Source organism: Pirellulales bacterium, from assembly GCA_019636335.1.
Classification (GTDB): Bacteria; Planctomycetota; Planctomycetia; order Pirellulales; family JAEUIK01; genus JAHBXR01.
On sequence record JAHBXR010000004.1, the window covers coordinates 178,952 to 192,776 of the forward strand.

9 protein-coding genes are annotated in these 13,825 nt (G+C 65.0%); 7 read left to right on the forward strand and 2 right to left on the reverse strand.

All coding sequences use genetic code 11. From position 1 onward, the window contains the following. The first annotated feature begins 135 nt into the window (after positions 1-135). From KF708_06080 to KF708_06100, 5 genes are all read left to right on the forward strand, one after another. On the forward strand, positions 136-1,986 hold the full coding sequence (locus tag KF708_06080) for a glycosyltransferase family 39 protein (GenBank protein MBX3412268.1): 1,851 nt from the start codon (positions 136-138) through the stop codon (positions 1,984-1,986). A 60-nt stretch (positions 1,987-2,046) separates the two neighbouring features. Then, the gene (locus tag KF708_06085) at positions 2,047-3,804 is read left to right on the forward strand and encodes a glycosyltransferase family 39 protein (GenBank protein ID MBX3412269.1); all 1,758 of its coding nucleotides are present in this window, start codon (positions 2,047-2,049) and stop codon (positions 3,802-3,804) included. A gap of 294 nt (positions 3,805-4,098) precedes the next feature. After that, a complete protein-coding gene (locus KF708_06090; protein ID MBX3412270.1) occupies positions 4,099-5,334 on the forward strand; it encodes a glucose-1-phosphate thymidylyltransferase in 1,236 nt (411 codons plus the stop codon). Between the two features lie 37 nt (positions 5,335-5,371). Next, a complete protein-coding gene (metF, locus tag KF708_06095; protein ID MBX3412271.1) occupies positions 5,372-6,250 on the forward strand; it encodes a methylenetetrahydrofolate reductase [NAD(P)H] in 879 nt (292 codons plus the stop codon). Positions 6,251-6,493: 243 nt separating this feature from the next. Further along, complete coding sequence (locus KF708_06100) at positions 6,494-7,957, forward strand: hypothetical protein (GenBank protein MBX3412272.1); 1,464 nt, start codon at positions 6,494-6,496, stop codon at positions 7,955-7,957. 34 nt (positions 7,958-7,991) lie between these two features. Here the strand turns inward: KF708_06100 and KF708_06105 are convergent, their stop codons facing one another. After that, entirely contained in the window at positions 7,992-9,677 is a 1,686-nt protein-coding gene (locus KF708_06105; GenBank protein MBX3412273.1) for a sigma-70 family RNA polymerase sigma factor, read from the reverse strand. A 466-nt stretch (positions 9,678-10,143) separates the two neighbouring features. On the opposite strand from KF708_06105, the gene KF708_06110 reads away from it, so the two are divergent. Both KF708_06110 and KF708_06115 read left to right on the forward strand, forming a co-directional pair. Then, positions 10,144-11,778 carry an acyl-CoA carboxylase subunit beta gene (locus KF708_06110; protein MBX3412274.1) on the forward strand — a complete coding sequence of 545 codons (1,635 nt, stop codon included), beginning with the start codon at positions 10,144-10,146 and terminating at the stop codon, positions 11,776-11,778. A gap of 39 nt (positions 11,779-11,817) precedes the next feature. Beyond that, positions 11,818-12,603 carry an enoyl-CoA hydratase/isomerase family protein gene (locus KF708_06115; GenBank protein MBX3412275.1) on the forward strand — a complete coding sequence of 262 codons (786 nt, stop codon included), beginning with the start codon at positions 11,818-11,820 and terminating at the stop codon, positions 12,601-12,603. Positions 12,604-12,637: 34 nt separating this feature from the next. On the opposite strand, the gene KF708_06120 is transcribed toward KF708_06115, so the two are convergent. Then, positions 12,638-13,471, reverse strand: a complete 834-nt coding sequence (locus KF708_06120; protein ID MBX3412276.1) for a PIG-L family deacetylase — start codon at positions 13,469-13,471, stop codon at positions 12,638-12,640. Positions 13,472-13,825: the final 354 nt, after the last annotated feature.

Here is a 13,825-nt window from a genome sequence, read left to right on the forward strand (position 1 = left end):
GATACGCCTGGGCCGCTGTGCGACGGTAATCCCGTTGCACAGCGGCCTTTTTGATACCTGGATGGAGGGGGACGGCCCGGCCATCGCCGAGCGCGGGATTCGAGTTGACGCCCCGCAGCGGCGCGTCGATCATGGATGGTTGCGTCTGGCGCGGTGCTTGGCCGGGCAGACATGGGCAAGGTCATGCACGGGGGAAGCATGGATCCGACGATCGCGGCACAGCCACGCGCACACGAATCGCCAACAGCAAATCGCGAAGCACAGCGGTCTGCTGCCACCGCGACCTCGGTGCGACTCCTGTGGCAGCATCGGGCCGTCCTGGTGCTCGCGACGCTCTTCGTCACGGTCCCCTTTCTCGGCAAGCCGTTGCACATCGACGACCCCCTCTTCGTCTGGTCGGCGCAGCATCTCCAATCCGATCCGGTCGACTTCTACGGGTTCAATGTCAACTGGTTCGGCTATTCGGCGCCCATGTCGGACATGATGAAGAACCCCCCTCTGGCCTCCTATTACATCGCGGCGGCGGCCACGCTGCTGGGCTTTGGCGAGGTCGGTCTGCACACGGCCCAACTTCTGCCCACGATCGCCGCGGTGCTCGGCACCTTCGAGTTGGCGCGGCTGCTCTGCCGGCGTCCGTTCCTGGCGACGCTCGTCGCCCTGACGACCCCCGTCTTCGTGATCTGTGCCAGCACGCTGATGTGCGACGTGCCGTTCCTGGCGCTGTGGGTTTGGTCGCTCGTGTGCTGGCATCGCGGGTTGCACGAAGAACGGCAGGGGCTGCTCCTGGCGGGCGCCGTGCTTGCCACGCTGGCGGCACTCACCAAATACTTCGGCATGTGCCTCGTGCCGCTCATGCTGCTCGACGCCATCGACGTGCGCCGCAAAGCCACCTGGGGCATGCTCTGGCTGCTCGTGCCGGTGCTGGCCATGCTCGCCTTCGAGCGAGTCACCGAATCGATGTACGGCTTCGGACTGGTCTCGGACGCACAATCGTATGCCTCTCGGGCGAATGAAACCGAAGGCGCCCCGCGCAACTTGCAGGGCTTTTTCCGGCTGGTCGTCTATATCGGCGGCTGCGTCGTGGGAGTGGCCTTGTTTGCGCCGCGCTGCTGGCAGTATTGGACGCTCGGCGTTACGGTGGTCGCGTCCCTCGTGCTTTCATTCCTGGCGCTCTACCGCGGCTGGGCCGACGTGCTGCAGCAAGTCACCAGCCTGACCACGGGCGAAGGCTGGCGCCTCTTCGCCCACGTGTTCGTCTTTCTGCTGGCCGGGTTCACCGTGCTGGGTCTGGTGGTCTCGGATTTTGCTGCCCAGCGCCAGCGTTCGAAACTTCTGCTGGGGGGCTGGATGGTCGGCACGCTCCTGTTCGCCGGCTTCGTCAATTGGACGATCAACGGCCGCTCGGTGCTGCCCATGGTGCCGGCGCTCGGCATACTCGTGGCACGACGACTTGAAGAAACCGAAAGTGATGTCGCTGAGAAAAAGTGGCTGGACGAAATCAGTCTCCGCGACGCGGCGCCCTTGCTGGTCGGTCTTGCCGCGGCCATGCTAGCTACGGCGGGAGATTACGAACACGCGGCCTCTGCCCGACGCGCTGCCGAGATCCTGGCCCGCGACCATCGTCCGCAGGACCAGCAGTTTACCTTCGTCGGACATTGGGGCTTCCAATACTATTTCGAAAAGCTGGGCGTTGCGCCGCTCGATTCGAGCCGAATTCGCTTCCAGGAGGGCGATGTCGTCGTGGCCCCACTGGCCAATACGAACACGGTGCTTCTGCCTACCGAACTTGCCGAAGTGAAGACCGCCGTCACGATGAACATGAAACTGCCCGTGGCCACCCAGCGGAAGCAGGCAAACGCGGGCTTCTACGGCACCAGCTATGGTCGGCTCCCCTGGCGGTTGGGATCTGTTCCTGCGGACCAATACCTGGTACAGGTTCTACGGCGCGATTTCAAATTGGATCTTCCCCCGCCGGCCATTCGCTAACATGTACTCCGCGCGGCAAGCTTATCGCGCGCCCTTCGACCTTTGCGCGAGCAGTATTCGATGTCATTTCCGGCGCCGGCCACCTCGAAGCCTCTCGTGCAGACACCCAAGCTCGCACAAGACTCGACACCGGATTGCTCCGCGCGCCTCGTCGTCCGCTACCCCAGGCTGCTGCTCGCGGGACTGACGCTGGCCTGCCTGCTCCCCTTCGTGGCGCAGCCGCCACACGTGGACGACCCCCTCTTCATCTGGACGGCCCAGCATATCGCGCAGGTACCGGCCGACTTCTATGGCTTCTCGGCCAATTGGTTCGGCACCGAAGCGCCGATGATCATCAACATGAAGAACCCGCCCCTGGCCTCCTATTATCTGGCGGTCGTGGGGTCGCTGTTTGGCTTTCACGCGGTCGTGCTCCATCTGGCCATGCTGGCGCCGGCCGTATTGACCGTGTGGGGGGTCTATACACTGGCCGACCGCTTGGGTCTCGACCCCCTTCTCTCGGGCTGCCTCACGCTGGCCATGCCCGTGTTTCTCATGTCGGCCACCATGCTCATGTGCGACGTCATGTTGTTGGCCTGCTGGACTTGGGGCATCGCCTTTTGGGTCGATGGCATCCAGCGCCGCAGGTTGCTACCCCAAGCATTGGCCGCGCTCTGCATGGCATTGGCCGTGCTCATCAAGTATTTCGGCATCGCCCTGGCCCCCTTGCTACTGGTCTATGCCCTAACCGTCCGGAAGAACGTCGGCTGGTGGTTGCTCTGGTTCGGCGTGCCACTGGCGACCCTGGTCGGTTATGAGTCGTGGACGGCTCACCTCTACGGCGCGGGGTTGCTCGCCGATGCCATGCACTACAGTTCTGAAGCCCGGCAGGCAAATCAACTGCTCATCAGTTTGGAAACGAGCTTTGTCGCGGTGCTGTTTCTCGGGGGCTGCCTGTTGGGGGTGCTGACCTATGCTCCGCGAATGTGGAACATCGTTTGGCTGGTGGGCATCGTCGTGGTGATCTGCCTGATTAGCGTGGCAGCCGTGTCGCAGGGCTGGCTCGACCCCGACAATCTCGCGCCTGATATCTCGAGTCCAAGCGAACGCACCATTCAGGTCGTCCATGTGCTGCTGATGGTTGGAGCAGGACTCACCGTTCTCGTGCTGGTCGTCAGCGACCTGAAAAACCAGCGCGACGCCCTGTCGCTAATGCTGGCCTTGTGGGTCGGCGGAACGTTCATCTTCGCCGGCTTTCTGAATTGGACGGTCAGTGGAAGATCGATGCTCCCCATAGCGCCGGCCGTGGCCCTGCTGGTGGCACGCAACCTCGAGCGTTGTTCGCTGCTGCGGGGACCGCGACGCTGGCGATGGGACTACGGCTCGCTACTTTTTGGTCTGGCCGTGGGGATGCTGGGAGCCTGGGGTAACTACGCCCAGGCCTCGACCGCTTACGAAGCAGCCCAACAAATCGTCGCCAAGTACCAGAAAGACGGCACTCGACTCTGGTTCGAAGGACATTGGGGATTCCAATACGAGATGCAGCGTCTCGGCGCGATGCCCCTCGACTACGATCACCTCGATTTGGCCGTGGGCGACTACGTGGCAATCCCCAGCTACAACACGAATCTGTGGCACCTCTCGACCGAACTGGCCACGACCCGCGAGTCGTTCGAGATCGCGCACCGCTCCCCCGTGATCACGATGCGGGCCCCGCTCCACGCGGGCTTCTATGCCGCCGTGATCGGCCGCTTCCCTTACATCATGCTGGGAGACATCTCCCCGGATCGCTATACCGTCTACCAGATCCGCCAGCCGTTGCAGCGCAAGTCGCGCTAACAGGCCGGGGAAATATTCCTCGGCCCGTGCGGATCGCGGGATGCGATCCCAGAATCGCGACGCAAGTCGTCATTTTGCGAGCCGTGAGCAGCTACACGCGAACCTGGCGATGGCTTCGACCGGGCCTTGGCGGCGTGCCAGGCCCTTGCTTCGTCCGGCGGCCCAGGGCAGCAGCGGTTGACCGTCTGGCAACGCGGCGCTAAGGTTATCGGCGGATAGACGCGGCAGGGAGCCGTTTCAGCCGGCTGCTGCACGCAGCAAGACTTCGCCTCGCCCCTCGGGCACAGGACCGCCGTGACCGTCGTTCTCTTCGAAGATGAATGGGTGCCGCAGCTCTACCCGGTTTCGATCGGCAAGCCGGCCTTTGCGATCACCTGCGGCGGATACCGGCTCATCGATCTGATCGCGGAGTTCGATGCCTCTGTCCGTTGGATCGTGCGTCCCTACTTGCGCGAGATTCAGCGCGAGAATTTTCCTGAGTTGGCCGCCGCACCTGCCGATCCAGGCCCGACGCTGCTCGTCAATGCGGCGCTCGCCCCGCTCGCCTCGTCGCTCGACACGCTCGACAGGCTCGTGCGCGAGGGGCGGCCCTGCATCGTGCGAGCCAAGAAACGCACGGTCGTGGCGCTGTTGCCCGCCGGCGCCTCGCCTCCGGCCGAAGGTTCGACCGCCGAGGAGCTCACGCTCTACTTCAAGGGGCTCGAGTTCGACGCGCTCGAGCTCGACCTGCCGCTGCTCGAGTATCCGCACGACATCGTGCGTTACCACCTGCTGGGGCTGGCCGGCAATCTCGAGCGGCGTCTGCAGCGCGGCCACTACCGCGAGGCCTCGCCTGGCCTGTTCGTGTCCGACGAGGTTCAGCTCGGCGCGCACGTGGTGACCGACACGCGCAAGGGCCCCATCCTCGTCGACACGGGTGCCAACATAGGTCCCTACTGCTACCTGAATGGCCCGGCCTACATCGGCGCCCACGCCCGGGTCATCGAGCACTCGGCCATCAAGGATGGCGTCGTGCTCGGCCATACGACCAAGATCGGCGGCGAGGTCGAGGCCTCGGTCATCGAGCCCTACACGAACAAACAGCACCACGGTTTCCTCGGGCACAGCTATCTGGGAAGCTGGATCAACCTGGGCGCCGGTACGTGCAACAGCGATCTGAAAAACACGTACGGCGAAGTGAACATGGAGTACCAGGGCAAGCGCGTGCCGACCGGCATGCAGTTCATTGGCTGCATCGTGGGAGACTACGTCAAATCGGCCATCAATACCGGAATCTTCACCGGCAAGACCATCGGCGTCTGTAGTATGGTCTATGGCTTCGTGACGACGAACGTGCCCAGCTTTGTCAACTACGCGCGCCTCTTCGGCCAGGTGACCGAAACGCCGGTCGAGGTGCTGATCGACACGCAGGCACGCATGTTCGCGCGGCGTAACGTGACGCAACGACTCTGCGATCGGCAGTTGCTGCGCGACATGTACGAGCTGACGCGCTACGAGCGTCAACTGGCCGGCGAACCGCTGGTCCTGTAAGGGGGACAGGGGATCTTTGGAACGGGTGGATAGATCGTTGGCGACGAAACTCTCGCAAGTCTACGGCTCTGGACGCTTCACGCTTTCCTTCGAGCTCTTTCCGCCCAAGACGGCCGAAGGAGAAGCGGAGATGTTCCGCCACGTGGCGGAGCTCGTAAAATTCTCGCCCAGCTTCGTCACCTGCACTTACGGGGCCGGTGGATCGACGCGCGATAAGACCCTTTCGATCGTCGAACGCGTGCGGCGCGACTTCGATCTCGACGTGGCAGCTCACCTCACGTGCGTCGGCTCGACCGTCGACGAGCTGCGCGGCTATCTCGCCGAGGCGATCCAGCGCGGCGTCGGCAGCATCGTCGCCCTGCGCGGCGATCCCCCCAAGGGCGAAACCAGCTTCCGCGCCGTCGCCGGCGGATTGTCGTATGCCAACGAGCTGGTGACCCTCATCCGACGCGAGTTTGCCACGCTGGGCATCGCCGTGGCTGGTTACCCCGAGACCCACCAAGAGGCCCCCAGCGCGGAGAGCGATCTCGAGAACCTCAAGCGCAAGGTCGACGCGGGCGCCGACGTCGTCGTGACGCAGTTGTTCTACGACAACGACGACTTCTTCCGCTTCCGCGACCGCGCCGAAAAGCTGGGCGTGCGCGTGCCGATCGTGCCGGGCGTCTTGCCCGTCACGAACCTGGCCCAGATTCGCCGCATCACCTCGCTCTGCGGCGCGAAGCTGCCGCTCGACTTCGTCACGCGACTCGAAGCGCAGCAAGACGATGCCGCCGGGCAATTCGACGTCGGCGTCGAGTTCGCCACCGCCCAGGTCCAAGGGCTGGCCGATGGCGGCGTGCCGGGCGTTCACTTCTACGTGCTCAACAAGTCGCAGGCCACGGCGGCCGTGCTCCGCAACGTGAAACGGCCGGGATAACGCCGTCCGAATCGTCCATCATCGTGTGGCGCTGCCCGTCGCACCCCCCAGGGTCTTCGCGACTGATCTCGGCGCGTGGACGATAAGTTTTTCAACTTCGACGTGCGAGCCAGTCGATACTCACTTGATGGGTGCTTGCGTGCGACGAGCCGACTTGGACTAGGCGCCAAACGGCAATTCGGTTACACGTTGGGCACGATTTTGCAGGCGGTCCGCTCACAGCACAGCGCAAGGAATGCACTGGTGCCGAGACCGTTGAGCTTTGCTCCGAGCCGGCGCGAGCTCCGCCTGGGATGGCGGTCCTGGCTCACTCTCTCGGCGGTGGCCGGCCTCTTTCTCCTGCTCGGCCTGGAGACCCTCTGGCAACACGGTCGCAGTCCCGACCCGAGCCTCTACCGCGCCCCCAGTGGCGTCGTGCTCGTGCTGTTGGCCCTCGTGCAGTGGCACGTCCTGTGGCGTCTCTACCGGTGTGGCGGCGCCGCCGATCCACGTCAGCTCTATTGGCGTCCCAACTTCTGGCAGTGGATGTTCGCCGGCGCTGTGCTGAACTACGTGGCCGTTCTTTCGCTGGGCGAACCGCACGACGTGCGGTACCTGTTTCGGGCCGCCGTAGCCGCCTGGTACACCGCGAGCCTGCTGCCGCTGGCGGCCCCGCGACGCTTCGAAAAAATCACCGTCACGCTCGGCGAACGCGCAACGATGCGCTCTTTGGGACGGCTGGCGTTTTACATCCTGCTGCTCGTCGCCTCGTTCGAGGCGACGTTGCGGCTGCACACGCTGGTCTTCGATGGTCGCGGTCCGGCGGCCTTCGTCGCCCAGGGCTTGCGGCTTCCCCCCGGCAGCCAGCACGGCGGCCGCAACGTCAATCGCCACGGGTACTGGGACGACGAATTCGTTCGCGCGACCACGCCCGGCGTCTTCCGCATCGCGGCCCTGGGGGATGGCGTGACCATTTCCGGCACGGCTCAGACGAACTACCTGGAGCTCGTCGAACAGAGCCTGCCCGGCGTCGAGATCTACAATTTCGGGCTGCCGCATGCTGGCCCGCGAGAATACGCCGCCCAGCTCGTGCATGAAGTGGCCGGCTTCCGGCCGGGGCTCGTCCTCGTCTTCCTCTCGGTCGACGACGACATCACGCGCGAGCTGCCCCTGCCCGATCCCTTTGAATGGCAGGGACTACGGCTCTATCAAACCATGACCGGCGCACTGCTCCCCCGCACGGGCAGGCAGCTTGCCGAAGAAGAATCGGCCGAGCGCGAGCGCCGCAAGGCCGAGGCGCTCGCCGTCTGTCGCACGCCCCTGGGGGACGAGATGCGCACGCGGTGGGACGAAGCCCTGGCCCACGTGAACGATCTCGTCGAGCAGTGTGCGCGGCGCGATTTACCCTGCGCCCTGGTGATCGTGCCGGGCGAGTTTCAGCTCAACGACGCCCGTTGTCAGAGCCTGGCTCGCCGCGCCGGTTACCCCCTGCAAGAGCTCGATCTGGAATTGCCGCAGCGGCGGATCGTGGGCTTCGCCCAAGAGAGGGCCGTGGCTCACCTCGACCTGCTTCCCTACCTGCGGCGCGCCGAGCAGCCCGTCTACGCGCCGCAGGATGGAAACTGGACGAGTGCCGGCCATCTCGCCGCGGCCGATTCGATCCGCGGCTGGTTGACGCGACAGTTTGGCCCCCTGATGACCTCGCACGCCCAAGCGGCGGCGTACTAGGTGCATCCTCAACTCGCAGGCCGACGCGATCGTCTCAGGCGATCTCGACGCCGTCGACGAAGCCACCCAACTCGCGGCAGCGCACCGGGTGCTGCAGCTTGCGGACGGCCTTGGCCTCGATCTGTCGCACGCGTTCGCGGGTCACGGAGAAGATTTTGCCCACCTCTTCGAGCGTGTAGGCATAACCGTCCGTCAGGCCATATCGCAGGCGGATGATTTCCCGCTCGCGATAGTTCAGCCCCTCGAGCACGTCGTCGATGGTGCGCTTGAGGTGCTCCTGGCTCAGGTCTCGCAGCGGATCTTCGTTGTGCCCATCCTCGACGAATTCTCCGAAGAAGCTATCGTCGTGCTCGCCGACCGGTTGATCGAGCGAAAGAGGATGCCGGGTCATGTTCAACACGCAGCGGGTCTCTTCGAGCGAAAGTCCCGCGGCCAAGGCGGTCTCTTCCAGGCTGGGATCGCGCCCCTTCTCCTGGTACAGGTCGCGCGTCACGGTGCGCACCTTGCTCATCGTCTCAATCATGTGAACCGGCAGGCGGATCGTGCGGCTCTGATCGGCGATGGCCCGGGTAATCGCCTGGCGAATCCACCACGTGGCATAGGTCGAGAACTTGTAGCCGCGGGCGTGCTCGAACTTGTCGACGGCCCGCATCAGGCCGGTGTTGCCTTCCTGAATCAGGTCGAGGAAGCTCAGCCCCCGGTTGCGATAACGCTTGGCGATCGACACGACCAGACGCAGGTTGCCGGCTGAGAGGACCCGCTTGGCGGCATCATAGCGAGCCTGCAAGTGGTGCGTCCTCGCCACGCGACGACGCAGCGTGGCGGGACTCTCGTAGGTGATCTTCATCAGGTAGTGCAGCTCGCTCTTCAGCTCGTCGGGGTGCGACATGCACAGGCCCCCCCGCTTCGCCTCGGCCAGTTGCTGCTGGAGGGCGTCCATCCGAGCACTGATCTCGGCCAATTGCTGCATGAGCGGTTGCAGGCGTTGCGTACGCAGGCCCAACTCTTCGACGAGGCGGACCGCCTTGTGACGGCGGCGCACCAGGCGGCGCCAGGCGGCACGGCGCTCCGACATGGGATAGCGCTTCGACACGGCGACCCGGTAATCGTGCGCGTTCTGCGCGAGCAGGTGATCGAGCGTCGTGAGATTCGGCTGCAGGCGACGTAGCACGTGGCGCTTCTCGGCGGCGTCGGTCACCGAGACCTCGACCGTGCGATCGAGTCGCAATTCGCCATCGCGCACCTTGCGGAGCAGGCTCACTGCTCCCTGCAACAAGTAGTCGCTGGCGAGCATCGAGTTGCGATAGTGCGTGCGGCTCTGCTCGATGTCGCGAGCGGCGTTCAATTCTTGCTCGCGCGAGAGGAGCGGAATCTCGCCCATCTGCATCAAGTAGATGCGGACCGGATCGTCGATGCGGGCATCGCCGTGCTCGTCCGATTCGAGGAGATCGTCGCCGTAGACGTCTTCTTCTTCACCGCGGTGCTCGTTATCGACGCCTTCTTCCTCGAAGCGTTCGTCGCGATCTTCCACGCCGGCGCGGGGCGAGGTTTCGTCTTCAAAGACCGCTTCGACCAGGCGCTCGACGCCCGATTTCTCTTTGCGAGCGGGCGTCGCGTGCTGGGCGACCTTGGAGCGAGTGACGCGAGAAGAGGGCTGCTTCCGGGTGTTCTTTCGCAAGTTGCTTCCCTTGTTCCGTGACGCACAAAAGGTCGCCGGCATCGAGCACGGCGGTCTGGCTGGCAGTTGAATGCACGTCGAGTGCCAGACCTCAGAGCCTTGCCGTCCGAACGACGACAAACGCCGAAATAGACGAGAGTTACGATGAGTTGAAGAGCCGCCGCCGCCGGTCGATCGAGGGGAGCATGTTGCCCGGCGGCATCGTGGACCGAACGGTCGCGTTGTCTTTCTGCAATACGTGCCCCGGTCACGCCTGGATCGAAGGGACCTGGGAGAAAGCGTTCTCGCGCCGTCAGAACCGCCCCGATCGGCACGACACTGCCGGTCAGCCGCCGGTCAACTTGGCCCGTCGCAGGGGGCTGCTATCATGGCCTGTTTCGCCGGTTGGCAGGTCGTCGTTCGAGGAAAACGAGCGATGCCCGGATCGACCCCCTTGGAGCATCCAGGGGCTGCCTGCCAGCGAGCGAACGAGCCGCCGCTTCCTCTCCTTGCAGCCTTCTGGAACGCCATGCCCCCCACGACGACAGCCCCAGCCAGCACCCTTTCGGCCCTGGTCGCCGAGTTCAAAAAGCAAGAAGAGGTGATTCGTCTGGGGGGTGGCAAAGCGGCCATCGCACGCCAGCACGAAAAGGGCCGCCTCACGGCCCGCGAACGCATCGAGCGGCTCATCGATCCCGGCACGAACTTCTTCGAGATCGGGTTGTGGCGCGCCTTCGAAATGTACGAAGAATGGGGGGGCGCCCCGTCGGCCGGAGTGGTCGTCGGCATCGGCAAGATCGCCGGCCGCCGCCATATGATCGTGGCCAACGATGCCACCGTGAAGGCGGGGGCCTTCTTCCCCGCCACAGCAAAAAAAGTGCTCCGCGCGCAGCGCATCGCCCTCGTGAACCGCTTGCCACTCGTCTACCTGGTCGACTCGGCCGGCGTCTTCTTGCCTCTGCAAGAGGATGTCTTTCCCGACGAGGACGACTTCGGCCGCATCTTTCGCAACAACGCCGTGATCTCGGCCGGTGGGCTGAGCCAGATCGCCGCGATCATGGGAAACTGCGTCGCCGGCGGCGGATACCTGCCTGTGCTGTGCGACAAGCTGCTCATGACCGAAGGCTCGGGCCTTTACCTGGCCGGGCCGGCCCTGGTACGCAGCGCCATCGGTCAGCGCGTCTCGCACGAAGAGCTCGGCGGCGCGGCCATGCATGCGCAGGTCTCAGGCACGATCGACTATCGCGATCCGAACGACGAAGCGTGCCTCGAGCGGCTGCGGAAGCTTGTCGCGCTCGGGGCCCCCGATTCCGAGCTGCCGCCAGCCCCGTTTACGCGGCAGGCTGCCGCGGGGCCTGCCCGACCGGGAACCGATCTCTACGACCTGGTGAACCCCGATCCGCAGAAGCCGTACGAGGCACGCGATGTCATCGCCTGCCTGGTCGACCGCGACAGCTTCGAGGAGTACAAGCCCGAGTACGGCCAGTCGGTCGTCTGCGGCACGGCCCATCTCGGCGGCTTTCCGGTGGGCATCTTCGCGAATCAGCACCACCAGGTGCAGCCGGCGCAAGGGCCGATCCAATTCGGCGGCGTGCTCTACGTCGACAGCGCCGAAAAGGCCGCCCGGTTCATCATGAACTGCAACCAGGACTGGCTGCCAATCATCTTCTTGCACGACGTGAACGGCTTCATGGTCGGCCGCGACAGCGAGCAGGAAGGGATCATCCGAGCGGGGGCGAAGCTCGTGAACGCCATCAGCAACAGCCGCGTGCCGAAGCTTAGCGTGATGCTGGGGGGCTCCTTCGGGGCAGGCAATTACGCCATGTGCGGCAAGGCCTACGACCCGCGCTTCATTTTCGCCTGGCCCACGGCCCGCTGCGCCGTGATGGGAGGCGAGCAGGCCACGTCGACCTTGCTCGACGTGACGGTGAAGAGCCTCGAGCGGCAGGGGCACGCCGTCGATGCCGCCGAGTTGGCCGCCCTGCGCGACAAGGTCAAGGGAAGCTACGATCGACAGATGGACCCGCGCTACGGCGCCGCACGCGGCTGGGTTGATGCCATCATCGATCCGGCCGAGACGCGCGACGTCCTGATCACGGCGCTGGAAGTCGCCACGCGACATGCCGAACAGGAGCCCTTCCGCGTGGGGGTCTTCCAGGTGTAACGTCGGATGCCGCGGACCGAGGAAACCGAGGAGATCACCATGAGCGACGCGCCGGTCCGCATCCACATCCACGATTCGACCGCCACGGTCGTCATGAATCGCCCCGGCAAGCGCAACGCGCTCAGTCGCGAATTGCTGGCCGAGCTGGCGCAGGCCTTCAGCGACCTGCATCAAGAACGCCGCGTTCGCGCCGTGATTCTCACCGGCTCTGGACCCGCCTTCTGCGCCGGCATGGACCTGGGCGAGATGCTCGACGTGGCCGGCACGCCCGAGGCCTATGCCACCTGGCAGAACGACGCGCTGGCCTACCGCGATCTCGTGCAGCAGATGCTGATCTTTCCCAAGCCCATCATCGCCGCCGTGAATGGCGCTGCGCTGGCCGGCGGAGCGGGACTACTGCTTGCCTCGGACATCGTCGTGGCGGCCGAAGGGGCCTCGTTCGGGCTGCCCGAGCCACGGCGCGGCATCGTGGCGGGGCTGGTTGCGCCGCTGCTGGCGTTCCGCGTCGGAGCCGGTCCGGCCGGCTACCTGATGCTCACCGCCGCGCCGATCTTCGCCTCCGAGGCCCTGCGCCTGCATCTCTTTCACGAAGTGGTGCATCCCGACCATCTCTGGCCCCGCGCCAAGGAGATCGGCACGGCCTGCGCCGAATCGGCCCCCGAGGCCATTCAACTCACCAAGCGGATGCTCAACGAGACGGTCGGCGAGCACCTGAACACGCTGTTGACGGCCGGCGCGGCCGTGAGCGCCACGTCGCGCACGACCGAAGCGGCGCGCGAAGGGCTAGCGGCGTTCCGCGAGAAGCGCGCGCCGCAGTGGGTATAAGGCAGCCGTCGGCGATGCGTAGCTCGCGCGCTCGTCAACTGCGGGTGTAATAACGTCCAGGCAGTAGATCGACAAGCGAGTTGTGGCTGGGGTAGGGATGTCCCACGTGCTGCCGATAGGCTTCGGCGAACTTGACCCCCACTTCCCAACCGCGACCGGCGCCCCAGCGACGCTGGCTCTCGAGATACTCGTCGACACCGTGCTGCGCGCGGAGCCAGTTGCGCTGGCTTTCGTGACACGCCAGCATCTGCTGCTTCGTCTCGAAGACGTCGCTCACGTCGATGTAGAAGTGCGGCAGGATCGGCTCCCCCCACAGATCCTTCCCCTCGACCGGATCGACATAGAACAGCGCCGGAATTCGATCGGTCGGCGGCGCCGGCTCCCATTGACGCGTGGCGTAATTGGGACAGCTCGCGTTGAAGCAGGCGTCGCGTACCAGCTTGCTCGTCGCCTCGTGATCTTCCATATAATCGACCGGCGGCGCCGTCAGCACGACGTCGGGTCGGGCGCGGCGCACCAGCTCGGTGACGCGGCGCTTCGAGTCGTTGTCGATCACGATGCTCAGATCGCGGAACTCGAGGCAGTGATACTCCGCGCCGATGATCTCCGCCGCGCGACGCGCCTCTTCGCGGCGCACCGCGGCGATCTCCTCGGGACCCATCTCGCGGCTGCCGCAGTCTCCCGGCGTCATCGTGGCGATGATGACTGTGTGCCCCGCCGCGGCCAACAGTGCCAGCGTGCCCGCGCACTGGAATTCCACGTCGTCCGGATGGGCGTGGATGGCAAGAATGCGACGCTTCACGTCGCGGGCGCGGTCTGGCGCCGTTTCGCCATGCGCGGGGGAGTGCATATCGTGCTTGTCGTTCATCGGTCGCCTGCTGGTCGCGAAGTGAACAGATGGTTCAGGAGCGACCAGATTAGCAGATACCAAGGTAGCTGCCGAGCAGACCCGGCGCTCGGATGTAGCGGACGTAGATGAGGAGCCATCTGAGCCATGTGGCCGGCTGGACTTGGTCCGTCCCTCGCCCAGAGGATACACTGGGGAATGACGAGCGGCCCGCACTTCGGGCTGCACTCGTGGTCCCGCTCCGATGAACCGGCTCACGACGCGTCGAGCATGCCAGCGACGTGTTCCAATACGGTGGTGTTTCGTAATGCCGGAGGGGACAGGGTGGCCAGCGGGGCCGCCGAATTTTCCAGGCGCCCACGAAGCGCATCACGG